This is a genomic window from Luteococcus sp. H91, from assembly GCF_038433135.1.
Taxonomy (GTDB): domain Bacteria; phylum Actinomycetota; class Actinomycetes; order Propionibacteriales; family Propionibacteriaceae; genus Luteococcus.
Genome location: NZ_JBCDMV010000029.1, coordinates 1 through 18,322 on the forward strand (window position 1 = coordinate 1; position 18,322 = coordinate 18,322).

The following is an 18,322-nucleotide window of genomic DNA, read 5'->3' on the forward strand; positions in this document are numbered from 1 at the left end:
ACAAGCGCTGAACCACCGGCTGATGCCCCAGCGGGCACCCAGCAACCGGCCGCGGCCCCGAACCATGAGTTCGGGGCCGCGGCTGCGCGTCGTGGGGCCGATGGGTACCGTGGGTGGCAACACTCGCAGTCCCGGCAACTGGCTGGAGGGAAGCACCATGAGCGAACAGCACGGAAGCACCATGAGCGAACAGCACGCACTGGACCACACCGATGCCAACGAGGACACCTACAACCACACCTCCCGTGAGGAAGTGGACTTGGACCAGGAGGGTTACCGCGGCACCGCGCGCGACGAAGTTGCCCTTGACCAGCACGGTTACCGGGGCACCACCCGCGGCGTGGTCGCCCAGGACCAGCCCTGGCTCCACGACGGGAGCGAGCCGGCAGCGGACGAGGGATGCGATGAGGCCTGATTTCGTGGATGGGTAGACTGGGGCTCGTGAACGCGCCGGAAACGACGACGACCCGCTGGCGGCACCATTTCGATCGGGTCCGCGACGGGCTGTGGGCCCTGTTGCCCGGCCCGTTGCAACGGCTCATCCCCGCCACCCTGATCGGCTATGTGCTGATCAACGCCTTCACCTTCTCCACGGACATGGTGCTGCTCACGCTGTGCTACCGGGTGCTCCACATCCCCTATGGCTGGTCCGTCAGCATCGGCTACATCATCGCGCTCGGTTTGGCCTACGTGCTGAATCGCGCCTTCAACTTCGAGTCCCACTCCAAGGTGGGCGGTGAGCTGGTGCGCTACGTGATCGTGGTGGTGATCAACTACACCTGCCTGGTGCTCGGCCTGTCCAAACTGCTGCACGGTCTGGGGGTGCAGTTCCAGCTGGCCCGGCTGGGTGCCGCCACCGCCGAGGCCGCCTTCATGTACACCATGATGCGCTTCGTGGTCTTTCGCTCCGGCGGACGACGCGACGCCTCCGCTGACAAGGCGATGTGAACCTGACGCGACGTGCTGTTCGTCCACCGCTCACAGCACCCGATGGTCCAGGGGCTGGCCGTCGCGAAGCCGGTGCACCTGGCCAACGATCAGCTCCACCACACGATCCTGCATGCTGGTGGATCGGCCGCCGACGTGTGGGGTGATCAGCACGCCCGGGGTGGTCCACAGTGGGTGGTCGCTGGGCAGCGGTTCGGGATCCACCACGTCGAGGGCCACCCGGATCCGCCCTTCCCGGGCGGCGGCGGTCATGGCGTCGGTGTCCACCAGTGGGCCGCGACCGATGTTGACCAGCAGTGCACCGGGCTTCATCCGGCCGATCATCTCGGCGTCGAACATGCCGCGGGTCTGCTCGGTCAGGGGTGCGCCCAGGATGACCACGTCGGCCTGGGAAACCAACTCCGGCAGTGATTCGGGCCCATGCACTTCACCCAGTTCGTCGGTGCGAGCACGGGAGGCGGAGCGCAACATGGTGCACTCGAAGGGTTCCAGTCGACGGGTGATCGCGGTGCCCACACCGCCGACGCCCACCACCAGCACGGTCAGGCCCAGCAGGCCGGGGGCGAAGCGCTGGTTCCACGCTCCCGACGGCTGGTCGGCCAGGTGGAGGTGCAGGTCCCGCTGCGCGGCCAGCACCAGCGCCAGGGTCAGCTCGGCCGTCGCCCCCTCATGCACGCCGACCGCATTGCTGTAGCTGACGCCCTGCGGCAGGTGCTGCTCGACGTTGTCAAAGCCCAGCGACTGGGCCTGCACCGCCGCGACGTCCTCTCCCTGCAGCACGTCCAGCACGCTGGCCGGGGACATGTAGGGCTGGACCGCCAGGTCAATGTGGGCCAGCCCCGACGGAGCCTCCATCGGCCACAGGTGCAGCTCTGCATCCATACCAAGCAAGGGTTCCAGCCGGGCAAGCAGGTCAGGGGTGGGCAGGGTGACGACGGGTTTGGCTGACATGTCGCCAGCCTAGCCCGCACTTGAGACAGGTTTTCCTCCGGACCGCGCCTCGGCCGGCTCCAGGTCAGGCGCTGAGCCGCTTGTTGCGAGCCACCAGGGTTGGCGGGGCCTCGCCGCGCACGCACGCGCCGGTGACCACCACCTGGTTGATCGCCTCCTGGCTGGGTACCTCGAACATGACGTCCAGCAGGGTCTCCTCCAGGATCGCCCGCAGGCCGCGGGCACCGGTGCCGCGCTCAAGCGCCTTCTCCGCGACCGCATCGACGGCGTCGTCGGTGAACTCCAGCTGCACCCCGTCGAGCTCGAACATCTTGCGGTACTGCTTGACCAGCGCATTGCGCGGCTCGGTGAGGATCCGGGTCAGCGCCTGCTTGTCCAGCGGGCTGACTGTGGCGATCATCGGCAGTCGGCCGATGAACTCGGGGATCAGGCCGAACTTGTGCAGGTCCTCCGGGGAGGTCTGGGCAAAGGGATCGGTGATCTCGGTGCGTGCCTCGGCCGAGGTGTTGAAGCCCAAGGGACGCTTGCCGATCCGATCGTTGATGATGTCTTCCAGCCCGGCGAAGGCACCGCCGACGATGAACAGCACATTGGTGGTGTCGATCTGGATGAACTCCTGGTGCGGGTGCTTGCGGCCGCCCTGCGGCGGCACGGAGGCGACGGTGCCCTCCAGGATCTTCAGCAGGGCCTGCTGCACGCCCTCACCGGAGACGTCGCGGGTGATCGACGGGTTCTCGCTCTTGCGGGCCACCTTGTCGATCTCGTCGATGTAGATGATGCCGGTCTCGGCCTTCTTCACGTCGAAGTCGGCGGCCTGGATCAGCTTCAGCAGGATGTTCTCGACGTCCTCACCGACATAGCCAGCCTCCGTCAGCGCGGTGGCATCGGCCATGGCGAAGGGCACGTTGAGCATCTTGGCCAAGGTCTGTGCCAGGTAGGTCTTGCCGCAACCGGTGGGGCCGATCATCAGGATGTTCGACTTGCCCAGCTCGACGCCGTCGTCCTCGGCGGAGCGACGGGTGGGGGCGGCGCCCGCGGCGGCCTGCACCCGCTTGTAGTGGTTGTAGACGGCCACGGCGAGGGTCTTCTTGGCCTCGTCCTGGCCGATCACGTAGGCATTCAGGAAGTCGCGGATCTCCGTGGGCTTGGGCAGGTCATCCAGCAGGCCGACGTCGCTGCCCTGGCTGAACTCCTCCTCGATGATCTCGTTGCACAGGTCAATGCACTCGTCACAGATGTACACGCCTGAGCCAGCGATCAGCTTCTTGACCTGCTTCTGGCTCTTGCCACAGAAGGAGCAGGTGAACAGGTCACCCGATTCCCCGATGCGCGCCATGCGACTTCCTTTCAACTCTTGCGCAAACCCTAACTCCCCAAGGCTCACCCCCGCGGGACATTTCGCGGGGGTGGCCGGAGGCGTGGTTCAGCCCAGATCCTTCAGCGACGTCAGGATGTCGTCGACGATGCCGTACTCAACCGCTTCCTGCGCGGTCAGGTACTTGTCACGCTCGATGTCACGGCTGACCTTCTCGATACTCTGGCCGGTGTCGGTGGCCAGCATGTTCTCCATCAGGCTGCGGATCCGCAGGATCTCGTTGGCCTGGATCTCCAGGTCGGAACTCTGGCCGTAGCTGCCCTCGGTGGCAGGCTGGTGGATCAGGATCCGCGAATTGGGCAGCGCCATCCGGCGTCCCTTGGTGCCGGCTGCCAACAGCACGGCCGCGGCGGAGGCCGCTTGGCCGAGGCAGACGGTCTGCACGTCGGGCTTGATGTAGCGCATCGTGTCGTAGATCGCCGTCAGCGCGGTGAAGGAACCACCGGGACTGTTGATGTACATGCTGATCGGACGCTCGGAATCCATCTGCTGCAGGCACAGCAGCTGGGCCATCACCGCATTGGCGATGTCGTCGCTGATCGGGGTGCCGAGGAAGATGATCCGCTCCTCGAAGAGCTTGGTGTACGGGTCAACCCGGCGCATGCCGTAGGAGGTGCGCTCCTCCCACTGCGGAATGTAGTACTCCATGGAGGGGCCGGCCGGTGCCAGCCCACCCGGCATGGCCGGCATGGTCATCTGGGGCATGGTCATGGCGGTCCTCACTGGTTCGGGGCGTCGGCACTGATCTGCGACGCGCGCTCGTAGACGTGGTCGATGAAGCCGTACTCCAACGCCTGCTGGGCGGTGAACCAGCGGTCGCGATCGGAGTCGGCCTCGATCTGCTCGAGCGGCTGGCCGGTGTGCTGACTGATCAGGCCCGCCATCTCCCGCTTGATGTGCAGCGACTGCTCGGCCTGGATCCGGATGTCGGAGGCGGTGCCGCCGATGCCGCCGGACGGCTGGTGCATCATGATCCGGCTGTGCGGCAGGGCGTAGCGCTTGCCCTTGGTGCCGGCGCTCAGCAGGAACTGGCCCATCGAGGCCGCCAGCCCCATAGCGACGGTGGCGACGTCATTGCTGATCCACTGCATGGTGTCGAAAATGGCCATGCCGGCCGTCACCGATCCACCGGGAGAATTGATGTAGAGGTAGATGTCCTTGTTCGGGTCCTCCGCGTTCAGCAGCAGCAGCTGCGCGCAGATGGCATTCGCGTTCTCGTCCTTCACCTCGTCGCCGAGGAAGACGATGCGATTGGCCAGGAGGGCCTGGTAGACATTGTCGGTCATCCCGAAGCCACTGCCGACGCCAGTTGCGGCGCGAGTCGTGGTGTCAGTTAGGTTTTCGTTCACCCCTGCAACCTACCCGTAGATCGAACCAAAACAACGGCGCCGCGAGGGTGTTCGCTGTTGGCGTTTACGCCCCTGCGGGTGTGCTGGTTCCGGGCACCGGCTCACCGTCGCTGATCCGCGACGAGATCAGGGTGTTGGCCCAGCGGGTGTCCTTGTCGATGTCCACCAGCATCGCCTTGACCAGCAGGGAGAGCGGCAGGGCGATCAGGGCCCCGAGACCGCCGAAGACCCAGCCCCACAGCAGCAGGGAGAGGAAGCTCAGCGTCGGGGTCAGGCCGACCGCATCCCCGGCCACCCGGGGCTGGATGATCGACTGGATCACGAAGTTCACCACGCTGTAGGCCACCACCACGATCACCGCGGGCTTCCAGCCGCCGTCGACCAGTGCCAGCAGCGCCGGTGGGATCACCCCGATCACGAAACCGATGTTGGGGATGTAATTGGTCAGGAAGCTGAACAGGGCCCAGACCAGCGCCAGCGGCACGCCGACCCCGATCAGGATCACATAGTCCACCACGGCCACGATCAGACCGAAGACCGTGCTGACCAGCCAGTACTTGCGGATGCCCTGGGCGAAGAGCTCCAGCCCGTGCACGAAGCCGGGGTGGGTGCGGCCGGCAGCAGCCATCCGCTCCTCGATCTCGGTGGCATCCATCACCATGAAGATCAGCGTGGTCAGGATCACCACCACCAGGGTGGCGACGCCGCTGGCATTGGACAGCAGGCCGGTGACCACGCTCACCACGCTGTTCGGATCAATCCCCTTCAAGGCCTTCACCAGCACGGCCTCGTCGAAGCCGAGCCGGGCCAGCAGCGCAAGCGACTGGTCGTACAGGGCGGTGAACTGGTCGGTGTACTTGGGCAGCTCCCCCACCATCGCGGCGACTCCATAGCTCAGCCCGAAGATGATCAGGCCCAGTGCCAGCAGCACCGCCAACCCGGCGACGATGGAGCCCAGCCATTTGGGGGCTCCCCAGCGCACCAGCAGCCGCTGCAGCGGGTAGGCGGTGATCATCAGGTTCAGTGCGAAGAAGACCGGCGCCACCAGGCTGGAGAGCTCCTGCAATTCCCGCAGGGCCACCAGGCCAGCAGCCAGTCCGAGCATCACCAGCACGATCCGCGGCATCGACGCCGACCGCTCCTGCAGGGACCATCCCCGGTCGGCCGTGGGCGGGCTGCTGGGGGAAGCCGAGCCGTCGTGCAGCGGTGCGGCGTGCGCCCCCGACGCCTCCCGCACCACCACCCGTCGCCGGGCGGCGGAGCGATCGGTCACCCGGGCCGCGGCCTGCTCGGGCGTCTCCGGGCCAAAGGGCCGATCGGTCGAGACCTGCTCGAGGACGGCGGGGTGTGGCCGGCCTGCCGAGCGGACCCGGCGTTGCAGCTTCTCGAACACGGGGGAACTCCTGGGAGTGGGTGATCGTGGGTGGAACCAGACTGGACGCCGCGCACGAGGCGCGGCGTCCAGTCCAGTCTAGGCGTGCGGGGTGGCTCAGGCCTCGTCGGCCTTCACCTCGGCCTCATCGGCGGTCTTCCCGGCGGCCGGGGTGGCCTTCTTGGCGGGAGCCTTCTTGGCCGGGGCCTTCTTCGCCGCGGTCTTCTTGGCGGCCGGCTTCTCCTCGGCATCGGCCTCGTCGGCCTTCTCCGCAGCCGGAGCAGCCTTCTTGGCGGCAGCCTTCTTGGCCGGGGCCTTCTTCGCCGCGGTCTTCTTGGCGGCCGGCTTCTCCTCGGCATCGGCCTCGTCGGCCTTCTCCGGGGCATCGCTCTCGTCGGCCTTCTCGGCAGCCGGAGCAGCCTTCTTGGCGGCGGCCTTCTTGGCCGGGGCCTTCTTCGCGGGCTGGGCCTCGGCGGCCTCGTCCTCGTCGTCGGACTCGATGATGGCGCCGTCGGGGCCCATCTTGTTCAGGTCCACCTTGTTGCCGGCGGTGTCGGCGACGCTGGCCTCATTGACCATCTTGGCCAGGGCCTTGGAGCGACGGATCTCCTGCATCCACTCGGGCAGGTGGTTGTGCTCCTGCATGTGCTGGATCTCCTGCTCGGGCGAGGTGTTGTTCTGCTGCGCCTTGGTGAAGATCATCTGGGTGAGCTCTTCCTGGCCCACCTCGAACTCCTCGTCGTCGGCCAGCTTGTCCAGCACGATCTGCGCCTTCAGGGCATCCATCGAGCGCTTCTCGATCTCGGCCCAGAAATCGTCCTCGTTCTCGGCGGTCTCGTCCTCGGCGTCGGCCAGGTACTGCTCGACGGTCAGGCCGGCGGAGGCCAGTTGCTGGTTGACCTGGTCCTTGCGGGCCTGGATCTCGGCCTCGACCAGGTTCTTCGGCAGTTCGAAGTCGGTCTTGGCGATGACGGCCTCGAGCACCTTGTCACGGGCGTCGGCGGCCTGTTCCAGGCGGGCCATGTTCTCCAGGGTGGAGCGCATGTCCGCGCGCATCTCGTCGGCGGTGTCGAACTGGCTGATCATCTGGGCGAACTCGTCGTCCACCTCGGGCAGCTGCTGCTCCTGCACCTTGGTGACGGTCACCTTGATGTCGGCCTCCTCGTCGCGGTGGCCGCCGCCGAGCAGCTTGGAGGTGAAGGTCTTGCTCTCGCCGGCCTTCAGGCCGGTGATGGCCTCATCCATGCCCTCGAGCATGCCGCCGGAGCCCAGCTTGTACTGGATGCCCTCGGCTGTGGCGTCCTCCAGGACCTCACCATTCTGCGAACCCTCCAGGTCGACGGTGACCAGGTCACCCTCCTGGGCGGCGCGCTCGACATCGGTATTGGTCGCGAAGCGCTCGCGGAGCATGGTCAGGCGCTCCTCGAAGTCCTCGTCCTTGACCTCGGTGGGATCGACCTCAACCGAGATGTCGGCGAAGGACGGCAGGTCGAAGGCGGGACGGACGTCCACCTCGGCGGTGAACTGGACGGACTTGCCGTCCTCCAGGTTGGTGACGTCGATCTCGGGCTGGCCCAGGGGAACCAGCTCGTGCTCGACGACGGCCTGGCCGTAGGCGTTCGGCAGGGCGTCATTGATGGCCTCCTGCAGCACCATGCCGCGCCCGAAGCGCTGGTCGATGATGGCCGCGGGAACCTTGCCCTTGCGGAAGCCGGGGATGGTCACCTGCTGGGCGATTTCCGCGTAGGCCTTGTCCAGGCTCGGCTTCAGTTCCTCAAAGGGCATGTCAATGGTGAGCTTCACCCGGGACGGGCTGAGCTGCTCAACAGTGCTGGGCACAGGTTCTCCTGATCGTCAGTTTTTGCGCAAATGGCAGACCGCCCAATCGTAGCGAGCATGGTGGCGCTGGCAAACCGACGCGCACCGCCCGTGCCCCACGCCGACTGCAATTCTGGCGCGCCTGGCGGTTGCCCAAGGATCCTGGAACCTTCCACTGCCCGATCTTCCCGCCAGAATTCCAGCCCTCCGGGATGAACAAAGGGCCCGGCCAGAGGCCGGGCCCTTCCTGTGGAGCGGATGACGGGAATCGAACCCGCGTAGCTAGTTTGGAAGACTAGGGCTCTACCATTGAGCTACATCCGCAGTGCCCCACGATTGGGGCTCGTGAAGTCTAGCCGATCGTCGCGGACCCCGGCCAATCCCGGCCAGCTGGAAGGCTATTTCCCGTGGTAGCGCACCAGTTCGGGGGCCGCGATCATCGCGTCGCACTCCCCCACGACGCCCTTGCGACCCCGCTGCTGCCAGTACTTCTGCGAGGCCTCGTCCCAGTAGAACTCACCCGGGTCGTAATAACTGCGCTCGCCCACCAGTTTGCGGGCCACCGCGTCGGTTGACGCGTTCAACTGGCCGGCTGCCATGCATTCAACCTGCAACTCACGGCGACGATTCTGGCGGTGACGCTGGTCGGAGACTCCCATCGTGAGCACCAGGTCGCCGTCCTTGGGACGCACCTGATCCTGCAGCACCGTTGCCACCATCCGGTTCAGCGTCGCGGCAATGTCACCGCGCTCGCGTCCCCACAGGTCAAAACCGTCATCCAGGTAGAAGACGCCGGTGCGAGTGTTCCAGGTGACGCCGTCGTCGCCAGCGCAATCCTTGGAGCCGAAGTGCGGCGCCAACCCACAGTGCCGCAACTCCATCCGAGTGGGTTCCACCGAACCGTGATCGGCCAGCCACGGGCGCCAGGCGTCCAGTACGCAATTGACATAGGCCTCGGAGCGTTGTTCGACGCCCGTGAAGCTGTTGGGCCCCTCCACCGGCGGGCGGCAGGAATGCTTGGGAAAGGCCGCCCGCTTCAGGTCCCTGGCCAGCCGCTGACTCGCCTGGTCAACATTGGAGTAGTCCACCTCGGGGGCACCCTTGCCGTCGTCGGGGCCGTAGCGCAGCGTTGGGAAGGACGGTTGGTAGGGCTTGACCGGGCCCTCCTCCTCCCGCGGGACCACGGCGCTGGTCGTGGCCTCCGGGGCGCGACCAGTGGAAGCCGGTGCACTGGTGCCGCCCCCGCTGGGCAGCCGGATCGGAACGGGCACACAGCCGGTCAGCAGTGCCACAGCAAGCCCAGCGACGATCAGGGCGCGCATGGCGTGCGACCGCATCTCAGCCCGTCCCTTTGTAGGCCACCAGATCGTCGGTGGCCAGGGTGGCATTGCACTCGCCCACCCGATCCTTGGTGGCCTGCTTGGTCCAGAACAGGTGGCGTGGCCGGTCCCAATGCTCGGCGTCGCTGGTGAAGACCTCGTCCAGCGCCTGCTGATACACACCGCTGCGCTGGCTGGACTTGCCCACCATGGCCACCGACATGCACTCCACCTGCAACTCCGTGCGACGTGACAGCCGCGCGCCGTCGGCGTCGGCGATGCCCAGGATCAACGCACGTTCGCCGCCCGAGCGGGGCCGCACCTGGAACTGCAGGTTGTGCGCCACCTCGTGCGCGATGGTGAACTCGATGGCCAGCGAACCGTAGCGGCCGGGCGTGGCCCGGGACGCCAGGAAGATCCGGTTGTCCGGGGTGGCGCGGCCGAAGAACGAATCGCCCTGCCTGCAGCTGCGCTCCTTGCTGCGTTCTGCCCGGGCGCAGTGCAGGAGCACGATCCGCTTCGGATCCTGGGATCCATGCTTGGCGAGCCACGGCCGCCAGGCGTCCAGCAGGCAGTTGGCATAGACCTCCGATGCCGTCTCCAGTGCGGCCAGGCTGGAGGACTCCCCCAGCCGGCAGGCATGCTCTGGGAAGGCGGCGGCATTGATCTGGTTGGCGAGCCTCAGCGACGTCTCGTCGACCTCGGAATAATCCAGCACCGAGCGCTTTGCCTTGTCGTCCCAGGTCCCCACCGGGAGAGCCGGGAAGCTTGGGCGCCACATCGCGGGTGGCGCCTGTTTCGGCGGGCTGGAGGGGGCAGCCGACGAGGCCCCGGTAGTGGGCGCGCCGCGCCCCTTGCGCGCAGCACTCGCGTCCCTGCCCGGTGAAGCGTCCGAGGACGGCACACCTTCGGTCCAGACCGAGGCGGGCACCAGCACCACCAGCAGGAAGACCATCACCAGCAGTACCCACAGCACCGCCATCACCAGACGCTTGAGGGCCTGGCTGATCCAGCACACCAGAGCGGTCAGCACGGCGCCTCCTGTGTGGTCACGAGACCAGTTTCGCGTCCGTCGGGGCCACATTGACAGGCGCCGGAGCGGGGGCAGCGCAAAGTTGCCACACCCCTCAGGATGACCGTGCCACGCTGGAGGGGTGAGCATGCAACCCCTGATCGGCGACGAGGACCTGCCGCGCCCCATCGTCGAGCTGCCGCCGGGCGCCCACCATGTGCCGGGCTATCTTCCCCTGGAGCAGCAGCGCTGGCTGGTGGATCGCTTCCACGAATGGGGGCGCGGACCGGTGCCACCGCGGCACCCGTTGATCGGTGGGCACCCGATGAGCGTGCAGAGCGTGTGCCTGGGGTGGCACTGGAATCCCGGACGATTGACCCGCGAGGCCATCGACCAGAACGGCGAGCGGGTGCCCCCGGTCCCGGACTGGCTGGTTCGGCTCGGGCAGCAGGCGCTGCTGGCAGCCACCGGGAACCCGGAGGTGAGCGCCCGTTACCGGCCCGATTCCGCCCTGGTCAACTGGTATGAGGACGACGCCAGGATGGGCATGCACCAGGATCGGGAGGAACGCTCCCCAGCGCCGGTGGTCTCCTTCTCCATCGGCAATACCTGCCGCTTCCGGTTCGGCAACACCGAAACCCGATCCCGTCCCTATGTTGATCTCGAGCTGCGCTCGGGTGACCTGTTCGTCTTCGGCGGCGCCTCACGGCTCGCCTTCCACGGGGTGACCAAGGTGCTGCCCGGCACGGCGCCCGACGGCTGCGGTCTGAGCTTCGGCCGGATCAACATCACCCTGCGGGAATCCGGAATGGAGTGAGTTGACGCGAGCGGTCAGTGGCCGTGGGCGCCGTCATGTCTGCGGGAACCACCCACTGGTCGAACTGCTCGGCGGTGACGACGCCCAGCTCCACCGCCGCCTCCCTCAGGGTGCTGCCATCGTGATGCGCCTTCTTGCCGATCTTCGCGGCCGCGTCGTAGCCGACATGCCGATTCAAGGCGGTGACCAGCATCAGGTCCGTCTCGAGATGCTGTGCGATCACCTCACGGTTGGGCTCGATGCCCACGGCGCAGTGGTCGTTGAAGCTGACGCAGGCATCACCCAGCAACTGGATGGATTCCAGCACCGCCCAGGCCATCACCGGCTTGAAGACGTTGAGCTGAAAGTTGCCCTGACTACCGGCGAAGCCGACGGTCGCGTCGTTGCCGAAGACCTTGGTGGCCACCATGGTCAGCGCCTCGCACTGGGTCGGGTTCACCTTGCCCGGCATGATCGAACTGCCCGGCTCATTCTCCGGGATCAGCAACTCGCCGATCCCCTCGCGCGGCCCCGACGCATACCAGCGCACGTCATTCGCGATCTTCATCAGCGCGCCGGCAAGGGTCCGCAGACTGGCGGAGACACCCACCAGCGCGTCGTGGGCGCTGAGCGCCGCAAAGAGGTTGTCCGCCTGCTCGAAGTCGATCCCCGTCTCGTCGCTGATCCGCTGCGCGGCCAGCTTACCGAAGTGGGGGTGGGCATTCAGCCCGGTGCCGACGGCCGTGCCGCCGATCGCCAGCCCGCGGGTCTGCATGTCGGCAAAATGCACCGCGGTGAGGGCCTCGTCGAGCTGGGCAACCCAGCCGCCCATCACCTGGCCGAGGCGCACCGGCGTCGCATCCTGCAGGTGGGTGCGGCCCACCATGATCACGTCGTCGTAGCGCTCCGCAAGATCCGCCAGGGTGTCGCGCAACTTCGTGACACCCGGGTAGAGGGTGGCCTGCAGCTCGCTGACCACCGCGATGTACATGGCCGTCGGGAAGGTGTCATTGCTGGACTGGCCACGGTTGACGTGGTCATTGGGGTGCACCGGCGTCTTGCTGCCCAGCTCTCCCCCAGCCAGCTCGATCGCCCGGTTGCCGATCACCTCATTGGCATTCATGTTCGACTGGGTTTCAGTGCTCAGCGAACCTCGGCGTCCGAATATTCCCCGGGAACCACCTCAGCGGGCGCGGCGCGCCGACGCATGGCTGTCACTCAGAGGTTCACCACCCCCGAGTCACCGCCGTCGGGGCGCCCACCTCGGCCGAGGGCACTCTTGACCAGGCCCACCGCCAGAGCCGGCTTCGACGGGGAATCCCAGAACTGGGCGGTGTCCCCACGCACGGCAAGAATCACATTCGACGGGTCTTCCGGGCCGCCCTCAGCGAATGCCTCGTTGGCGGCGTTCCACAGTTCCTCGAGCTTGGCGCGATCATCGCGCAGCTCACCACGCCCGGCGATCGAGACAAAATCCATACCGTCCTGGAAAGCGAGGTTGACCTGTGACCCGTCGGCCTGTTGCGCGACGTCGGTCTCGCGCTGGGTGATGAACAGGACGGTGAAGTCATCACCGATCTCCTGCACGGTCATCGGCCGTGACACCAGAGCGCCAGTTGCATCCTTGGTGGTGAGCATGGCAAAACGCGCGCTGTCGGCGATGTCTCGAACCTTCGAGACGTGGTCTGCCTGAGTGGTCATGTCGTCCTCCTTGGTCGGGCCTGGTTCACCCAGTGTGTCCGCCCGATGCCAACCACACCAGAGTTCCGGGCGCATTACGCCATGGGTGATCACGCCCAAGTGATGGGGCGTGCGGCCAGTCTGAGCCACCAAACGGGCGACGACGGTGCGGGAGACCCCACCGTCGCCCAGCGGGCCGACGGCCAGTGCGCGCGAAACTCGACCTTCACCACCGACGGCAAGCGGGTGGTTCAGCCGAACAGCGCCGCGCCGAGCGACATGGCACCCGGCAGCAGGAAGAGCATCCCCAGGGACCAGGCGAGGTGCGTGATCGTTGGCGCGAGGAAACCACCGGTGGCCCGACGCTGCAGCCCCACCACGGCGCCCAGCATGGCCGCCGCCAGCACCAGCAGAGGAATACCGGAGAAGGCCGTCACCACGCTGTAGAGCACGGTGCTCACCAGCACCCGGCGGTGTCGGGGCAGGGCCTGGAAGAGGGCACCCCGGAAGAAGTACTCCTCCCCCAGCCCGTTGAGGGCGGTGAGCAGGGCGACGATGGGCAGCGATCCGCGTCGGGCGTGGTCCAACAGGTCCTGCACCGGGCCCGCCAGCGGCGGCACCTGGGAGACCACCAGCGCGCCGGCCAGGAAGAAAATCAGCAACAGCCCGCCCCACACCAGCGACTGCACCACCCCGTGGCTCGCCCGGTCACCACGACTGGAGCGAGCGTGACCGGGCACGACCGGTCCTGACAGGCGCGCGCCCACCAGCCACAGCAGGGCGAGGGAGGCGGTGGCCGGGTAGAAGAGTCGATCGCCTGGCGCCACGGACAACGAGGCACGCAGGAGCAACGCGCCGGCCACCAAGGTCACGAGGCACACCACGCGTCGCCTGAGCGGACTACCCGGCCCGGCCGGCGACGACTCGATGGCCGGGTCCAGCAGCGAGTCATGCACGAACCTGCTGATCTCGTCTGGTCCCATCGGGCCCTCCTCGGTGTGGTCCGGTTCCCGGTGACGACCCCAACCTAACGCGCCTCGTGCACCCGCACCGCCGTCGAGACCCTCATGCGCCGACAGCAGAAATGGCGGTGGGCATGTCCTCCGCTACGGGAGAGTATGGGCATGACACAGGCACGAGTGGGAATGGTGACAGGCGCGAGCGGTTACGTTGGGGGGCAGGTGGTCGAACGACTGCTCGACAATGGCTGGGACGTCCGAGTTCTCGCCCGCGATCCCCGCAAGCTCCCCGACTGGGGCGAGCGCGTGCACGTCGTCCAGGGTGATGCCAGTGACGACGGTGCTCTCCGGGAGGCCATGCACGGCGCCGAGGCAGCCTGGTTCCTGATCCACTCGATGGGCGGCGCGCAGGACTTCGCGGAGCAGGATCGTCACATCGCCACCACCTTCGCCCACGCCGCCAAGGACGAGCAGGTCGGTCGCCTCGTCTACCTCGGCGGCCTGCACCCCAAGGGCGAAGAGCTCTCCCCCCACCTGGCGAGCAGGGTCGAGGTCGGCGAGATCCTGATGGCCAGCGGCGTTCCCACGGCCGCGATCCAGGCGGGCGTGGTGCTGGGCGACGGTTCTGCCTCCTTCGACATGCTGCGCTGCCTCTCCGAGCGCCTGCCCGGCTCGGTCGGCCCGCGGTGGCTGGACAACACCATCCAGCCGATCCACGTGGACGACGTCGTGCACTACCTCGTCGCCGCCGTCGACCTCCCGGCCGAGCAGAACCGCACCTTCGACGTCGGCGGTCCTGACGTCCTCACCTATGCCGAGATGATGGACCGCTACGCCCGTGTGAAGCACATGGGCCCCCGTCCGTCGATCACGGCCCCGGTGTGGACTCCCCGGCTCGCCTCGTATTGGATCAGCCTGGTGACCCCGATCGAGGCCGCGATGGCCCGCCCGCTGATCGAGTCGCTCCACCACGACACCGTCGTCGCAGAACGTGACCTCGATGAGCTGGTCGGTCAGCCGCCGGGTGGAACCAGGACGTTCGAACAGGCCGTGCAGCTCGCCAGTGGGGGCCAGGACCAGTACCGGTTCGCCAAGGTGCTGGCCGCCACCTCGGCCGCAGTCGGGGCGACGGCCGCTCTGGGGGCCGTCGCCACCATCCCCAACACCGGCTGGTTCAAGCGCCTGGACACCCCGGCGTGGCAGCCCCCGAACGCCCTGTTCGGCCCGGTGTGGACGGCGCTCTATGCCGACATCGCCGTCATCAGCGCCCTGCACCTGACCGACCTGCTGGAACAGGACCGTACCGACGAGGCCCGGCGCTTCGCCGCGGCGCTCGGTCTCAACCTGGTGTTGAACGGCTCGTGGTGCTGGGTCTTCTGGCGGGGCAAGGCCCTGGGGCCGGCGACCGCCGTCGCCGCAGCCCTCGCCGCCAGCTCCACCGACCTGGTCCGCAGGGTCGGCAAGCGCCGGGAACGCGGCGTGCTGCTCTCCCCCTATGCCGCGTGGACGACCTTCGCGACGGGGCTGACGGCCGAGTTGTGGCGTCGGAAGCGGTGACAGCCAGCAGCCGCGAGCCGCGCGGGTTGCCGGCCCCCTCGGCCGACGGGCCGCTGGGAGACCGACCGTCGGCCCACCCCTACGTGTGTGGTGCGCACCGGCAGGGTGTAGAAAGCTGGGTGAGTGCCCCAGCGTTACCCCGATGAATCCGCGATTGCTGTGCGCTGCGTGCCCGCCAACCACCCCTATGTCGCCACAGCGATCGGCCCCCAGGGGCACACCCACGACGGCCTGCTGGTGCTGGATGAGATCCCGGACGCGGACGGCTTCTGGTGGCCCCCGGCGCTCTTCGACCCGGCACGACGTGACGCCGCGCTGGCCGGTGCCGACGTGGTCCACGTGCACTTCGGTGTCGAACAGGTGCCGCTGTGGGAGTTCCGGGCCACTGTGGACGAGCTCAACCGCCGCGGGATCGCGCTGGTGGTGACCGTTCACGACCTGCGAAACCCGCACCTGGAGGACGACGCTCCCCATGCGGAGCGACTCGACCTGCTCCTCCGTGAGGCCGATGCCGTGGTAACCCTCACCCGGTCCGCAGCCGCCGAGATTCGGCGGCGTTGGGGTCGAGCGGCCGTCGTGCTGCCGCACCCCCACGTCGCGCCTTTGGCCCGGATCGGCGGCGCGGCCGGACCACGTGGCAAGCGCCGAGGGCAGGGCCGACGGCCGCTGGTGGGTGTGGATCTGAAGGGCTTGCGCACCAACATGATGCACGCGGCCCAGCTGGCCCAGGTGGCCGCGGCTGTCACGGGCTGCGATTGCGACCTGCGTGTTGGAATCCACGCCGAAGTGCTCGACGGTCTGGAGGCCCGAGACCCGGAGCTGGCGCGGTTGCTGCGTCACTGGCAGGACGGCGAGAGTGATGGAGCGGGCATCACGGTGGCACCTCACGAGCGGTATTCCGACGACGGGTTGCTGGACCACCTCGCCTCACTGTCCGCCGTGGTGCTCCCCTACCGTTTCGGCACCCACTCGGGCTACCTGGAAGCCTGCCGCGACGTGGGAACCGCCGTCGTGGCGCCGGCCGTGGGCTGTTACCACGACCAGCACGACTGCCCCACCTTCGGTCTCGACGACATCGAGGGCACCCTGCCTGGCGCCCTGCGAGCCGCCCTGGACAGGCGTGTCGAGTGGACCGCGACCCGGGAGGAACGGCGCACCGAGGCCGAGGGGGTGCGGGCCGCCCATCGCCGGATCTACCGCCAGGTGGCGAGCTCGCGGCGCGATGGGCCGGTGGGGCAATGATCGGTTACTACGTCCACCACCACGGGGCAGGTCATGTCTCGCGGGCAACCGCCATCTGCCACGAGGTGACAGCGCTCGGCCACGAGGTGACGGGACTGTCCACCCTGCCGCGCCCGCAGGGGTGGCAGGGTGCATGGGTGGACCTGGCAGACGACGCCGTGCCCGCCGAGGGCAACCACCAGGACCCCACCGCGGGCGGTACCCTGCACTGGGCCCCACTGGACCATGACGCCTACCGGTCCCGGATGGGTGCCCTCGCCCGATGGCTGCTCGAACACCGCCCCGAGGTGCTGGTCGTCGATGTCTCGGCGGAGGTGACGCTGCTGGCCCGCTTGCTGGGCGTGCCCGCCGTCGTCGTCGCCATGCGCGGTCAGCGAGACGACCCGGCCCACTGCGCCTGTTACGGGGCGGCGACGCGGTTGCTCGCACCCTGGCCGGCCGACTGCCCGGAGCCGTGGTGGCCCACGGCCTGGCTGGACAAGACCGATCACGTCGGAGCCCTCACCCGCTTCGACTCGGCCCCGGCTCCCGAGGCCCCCGGCTGGGCCGCAGGGCCTGGACAGCACGGGCTGGTGCTGTGGGGTCGTGGGGGTGGCACCGGCCCCGATCCGGCGCGCCTGGCGGCGGCCATGCCCGGCTGGAAGTGGTACAAGCCGTCAGGAACCGGTGACGAGGTCTGGCGGGAGCTGCACGCTGCCTGCGTCGTCATCTGTCACGCCGGCCAGAATGCCGTCGCCGAGGTGGCAGCGGCCCGACGGCCGGCCGTCGTCGTCGCTGAGCCCCGACCCTTCGACGAGCAACTGCACACCGCCCGCGCCCTGGAGGCCGCCGGTCTGGCCGTGTGCTGCGAACGATCACCCGACCACGAGCAGTGGCCCGCACTCGTGGAGCAGGCCCTTGCCCTCGGCGGCCAGGGCTGGGCGCACTGGCACGACGGATTCGGCGCACGCCGCGCCGCCGCCGCCATCTGTGACGTGGCACGCGCGCACCCCGGCCAGCCCGACGCCCAGGAGGGCCGATGAACAGCGGATCACCCGAGCTCGCCGTCGTGGTCACCGTCCACGGCCGCCACGAACACCTGCGGCGCTGCCTCTCCTCGCTGGCCGACCAGATCCTGCCCGCCACTCGGGTGGTCGTGGTCGCGATGGCCGACGACCGGGCCGGGGCCCTGGCAGAGCGGACCGGTGCAGAACTGGGGCTGCCCATCACCCTCGTCGCGATGGATGCCGATCCCTCCCGACTCCCGCTGGCCCGGGCCCGCAACCTGGGCGTGGCGACATCCGACAGCGATCAACTCGTCCTGTTGGACGTCGACTGCCTGGCCGATCCGTTGCTGCTGCAGCGTTACGCTGACGCCATGTCCTCGCCCCGGCCACCGGGCCTGGGCAACGGACCGGTGGCCTGGTGCGGCCCGGTCACCTACCTGGGCCCCGACGCCCGCGTCGACCTGCCGGGCACCGACCCCGCCAACACGCCACGCATTGACTGGGAGACGGTGCGCTCGCACCGGGCCCCGCACACCGCCCGCCCCGACCCGGCGGCCGGCACACTGCTCCCCGGAACGGACCTGCGGCTGTTCTGGTCGCTGAGCTATGCGATCACAGTCGCCGACCACGCCGCGGTTGGTGGTTTCGACGAGGCCTACGAGGGTTACGGCGGCGAGGACACCGACTTCGCCCGCCGCCTGGGAACGGCCGGTGGCGGGATCTGCTGGGTTGGCGGCGCCGACGCCTACCATCAGCACCACCCCGTCTCGCGGCCTCCCGTCGAACATGTGGAGGACATCGTCCGCAACGCCGCACTGTTTCGAGCACGGTGGGGCACCGATTGCATGACTGGCTGGCTGGAGGAGTTCGAGGGTCTCGGACTGGTCCGGCGCACCGGCGACGGGTGGCGGACCGTGCAGGAGGCCCGGTGACGGCATGTGTCCGGCCCCGTTGATCA

General features: G+C 68.1%; 15 protein-coding genes, 1 tRNA gene and 3 pseudogenes. 7 read left to right on the forward strand and 12 right to left on the reverse strand.

Annotated elements, in window-relative coordinates:
- Both AAEX57_RS13815 and AAEX57_RS13820 read left to right on the forward strand, forming a co-directional pair.
- Nucleotides 1-415: pseudogene (locus tag AAEX57_RS13815) on the forward strand (hypothetical protein); the annotation flags it as partial.
- A 26-nt stretch (nucleotides 416-441) separates the two neighbouring features.
- Nucleotides 442-948, forward strand: coding sequence for a GtrA family protein (locus AAEX57_RS13820; RefSeq protein WP_342092857.1), 507 nt, complete (start codon nucleotides 442-444; stop codon nucleotides 946-948).
- A gap of 30 nt (nucleotides 949-978) precedes the next feature.
- On the opposite strand, the gene AAEX57_RS13825 is transcribed toward AAEX57_RS13820, so the two are convergent.
- The 9 genes and pseudogenes from AAEX57_RS13825 to AAEX57_RS13865 form a co-directional block, all read right to left on the reverse strand.
- On the reverse strand, nucleotides 979-1,899 hold the full coding sequence (locus AAEX57_RS13825) for an NAD(P)-dependent oxidoreductase (protein WP_342092858.1): 921 nt from the start codon (nucleotides 1,897-1,899) through the stop codon (nucleotides 979-981).
- 64 nt (nucleotides 1,900-1,963) lie between these two features.
- Nucleotides 1,964-3,235 (reverse strand): ATP-dependent Clp protease ATP-binding subunit ClpX, encoded by a 1,272-nt coding sequence (gene clpX / locus AAEX57_RS13830; protein WP_342092859.1) that lies wholly within the window; start codon nucleotides 3,233-3,235, stop codon nucleotides 1,964-1,966.
- An 87-nt stretch (nucleotides 3,236-3,322) separates the two neighbouring features.
- Nucleotides 3,323-3,985, reverse strand: a complete 663-nt coding sequence (locus AAEX57_RS13835) for an ATP-dependent Clp protease proteolytic subunit (protein ID WP_446721163.1) — start codon at nucleotides 3,983-3,985, stop codon at nucleotides 3,323-3,325.
- 8 nt (nucleotides 3,986-3,993) lie between these two features.
- A complete protein-coding gene (locus AAEX57_RS13840) occupies nucleotides 3,994-4,560 on the reverse strand; it encodes an ATP-dependent Clp protease proteolytic subunit (protein WP_342092887.1) in 567 nt (188 codons plus the stop codon).
- Nucleotides 4,561-4,687: 127 nt separating this feature from the next.
- Complete coding sequence (locus AAEX57_RS13845; RefSeq protein WP_342092860.1) at nucleotides 4,688-6,016, reverse strand: AI-2E family transporter; 1,329 nt, start codon at nucleotides 6,014-6,016, stop codon at nucleotides 4,688-4,690.
- Between the two features lie 156 nt (nucleotides 6,017-6,172).
- Nucleotides 6,173-7,834, reverse strand: a pseudogene (gene tig, locus AAEX57_RS13850) (trigger factor); the annotation flags it as partial.
- Between the two features lie 229 nt (nucleotides 7,835-8,063).
- Nucleotides 8,064-8,137 (reverse strand) — tRNA-Gly (locus AAEX57_RS13855).
- Nucleotides 8,138-8,211: 74 nt separating this feature from the next.
- On the reverse strand, nucleotides 8,212-9,150 hold the full coding sequence (locus AAEX57_RS13860; RefSeq protein ID WP_342092862.1) for a hypothetical protein: 939 nt from the start codon (nucleotides 9,148-9,150) through the stop codon (nucleotides 8,212-8,214).
- 1 nt (nucleotide 9,151) lies between these two features.
- Nucleotides 9,152-10,165, reverse strand: coding sequence for a hypothetical protein (locus AAEX57_RS13865; protein ID WP_342092863.1), 1,014 nt, complete (start codon nucleotides 10,163-10,165; stop codon nucleotides 9,152-9,154).
- 127 nt (nucleotides 10,166-10,292) lie between these two features.
- Here AAEX57_RS13865 and AAEX57_RS13870 point away from each other — a divergent pair, with 127 nt between their 5' ends.
- A complete protein-coding gene (locus tag AAEX57_RS13870; RefSeq protein ID WP_342092888.1) occupies nucleotides 10,293-10,961 on the forward strand; it encodes an alpha-ketoglutarate-dependent dioxygenase AlkB family protein in 669 nt (222 codons plus the stop codon).
- On the opposite strand, the pseudogene AAEX57_RS13875 reads toward AAEX57_RS13870, so the two are convergent.
- The 3 genes and pseudogenes from AAEX57_RS13875 to AAEX57_RS13885 form a co-directional block, all read right to left on the reverse strand.
- Nucleotides 10,933-12,075, reverse strand: a pseudogene (locus tag AAEX57_RS13875) (class II fumarate hydratase); the annotation flags it as partial. The gene AAEX57_RS13870 and the pseudogene AAEX57_RS13875 sit on opposite strands and share 29 nt — an antisense overlap.
- A gap of 83 nt (nucleotides 12,076-12,158) precedes the next feature.
- Nucleotides 12,159-12,641 (reverse strand): pyridoxamine 5'-phosphate oxidase family protein, encoded by a 483-nt coding sequence (locus tag AAEX57_RS13880; protein WP_342092864.1) that lies wholly within the window; start codon nucleotides 12,639-12,641, stop codon nucleotides 12,159-12,161.
- Nucleotides 12,642-12,871: 230 nt separating this feature from the next.
- Nucleotides 12,872-13,603 (reverse strand): CPBP family intramembrane glutamic endopeptidase, encoded by a 732-nt coding sequence (locus AAEX57_RS13885; protein WP_342092865.1) that lies wholly within the window; start codon nucleotides 13,601-13,603, stop codon nucleotides 12,872-12,874.
- Between the two features lie 141 nt (nucleotides 13,604-13,744).
- Here AAEX57_RS13885 and AAEX57_RS13890 point away from each other — a divergent pair, with 141 nt between their 5' ends.
- The 4 genes from AAEX57_RS13890 to AAEX57_RS13905 all read left to right on the forward strand — a co-directional run bounded on the left by AAEX57_RS13890 (nucleotide 13,745) and on the right by AAEX57_RS13905 (nucleotide 18,296).
- Nucleotides 13,745-15,136 carry a tryptophan-rich sensory protein gene (locus AAEX57_RS13890; RefSeq protein ID WP_342092866.1) on the forward strand — a complete coding sequence of 464 codons (1,392 nt, stop codon included), beginning with the start codon at nucleotides 13,745-13,747 and terminating at the stop codon, nucleotides 15,134-15,136.
- 123 nt (nucleotides 15,137-15,259) lie between these two features.
- A complete protein-coding gene (locus tag AAEX57_RS13895) occupies nucleotides 15,260-16,378 on the forward strand; it encodes a glycosyltransferase (RefSeq protein ID WP_342092867.1) in 1,119 nt (372 codons plus the stop codon).
- Nucleotides 16,375-17,400, forward strand: coding sequence for a glycosyltransferase (locus tag AAEX57_RS13900; protein ID WP_342092868.1), 1,026 nt, complete (start codon nucleotides 16,375-16,377; stop codon nucleotides 17,398-17,400). The genes AAEX57_RS13895 and AAEX57_RS13900 overlap by 4 nt, the downstream gene beginning before the upstream one ends.
- Complete coding sequence (locus AAEX57_RS13905) at nucleotides 17,397-18,296, forward strand: glycosyltransferase family 2 protein (RefSeq protein ID WP_342092869.1); 900 nt, start codon at nucleotides 17,397-17,399, stop codon at nucleotides 18,294-18,296. The genes AAEX57_RS13900 and AAEX57_RS13905 overlap by 4 nt, the downstream gene beginning before the upstream one ends.
- The last annotated feature ends 26 nt before the right edge of the window (nucleotides 18,297-18,322 follow it).

What these genes read in the sequence shown, in the direction of transcription:
- AAEX57_RS13825 (WP_342092858.1), bottom strand. Translation starts at nt 1,899, where the DNA reads ATGTCAGCCAAACCCGTCGTCACCCTGCCCACCCCTGACCTGCTTGCC.
- clpX (WP_342092859.1), bottom strand. Translation starts at nt 3,235, where the DNA reads ATGGCGCGCATCGGGGAATCGGGTGACCTGTTCACCTGCTCCTTCTGT.
- AAEX57_RS13835 (WP_446721163.1), bottom strand. Translation starts at nt 3,985, where the DNA reads ATGACCATGCCCCAGATGACCATGCCGGCCATGCCGGGTGGGCTGGCA.
- AAEX57_RS13840 (WP_342092887.1), bottom strand. Translation starts at nt 4,560, where the DNA reads ATGACCGACAATGTCTACCAGGCCCTCCTGGCCAATCGCATCGTCTTC.
- AAEX57_RS13860 (WP_342092862.1), bottom strand. Translation starts at nt 9,150, where the DNA reads ATGCGGTCGCACGCCATGCGCGCCCTGATCGTCGCTGGGCTTGCTGTG.
- AAEX57_RS13870 (WP_342092888.1), top strand. Translation starts at nt 10,293, where the DNA reads ATGCAACCCCTGATCGGCGACGAGGACCTGCCGCGCCCCATCGTCGAG.
- AAEX57_RS13880 (WP_342092864.1), bottom strand. Translation starts at nt 12,641, where the DNA reads ATGACCACTCAGGCAGACCACGTCTCGAAGGTTCGAGACATCGCCGAC.
- AAEX57_RS13885 (WP_342092865.1), bottom strand. Translation starts at nt 13,603, where the DNA reads ATGGGACCAGACGAGATCAGCAGGTTCGTGCATGACTCGCTGCTGGAC.
- AAEX57_RS13890 (WP_342092866.1), top strand. Translation starts at nt 13,745, where the DNA reads ATGACACAGGCACGAGTGGGAATGGTGACAGGCGCGAGCGGTTACGTT.
- AAEX57_RS13900 (WP_342092868.1), top strand. Translation starts at nt 16,375, where the DNA reads ATGATCGGTTACTACGTCCACCACCACGGGGCAGGTCATGTCTCGCGG.
- AAEX57_RS13905 (WP_342092869.1), top strand. Translation starts at nt 17,397, where the DNA reads ATGAACAGCGGATCACCCGAGCTCGCCGTCGTGGTCACCGTCCACGGC.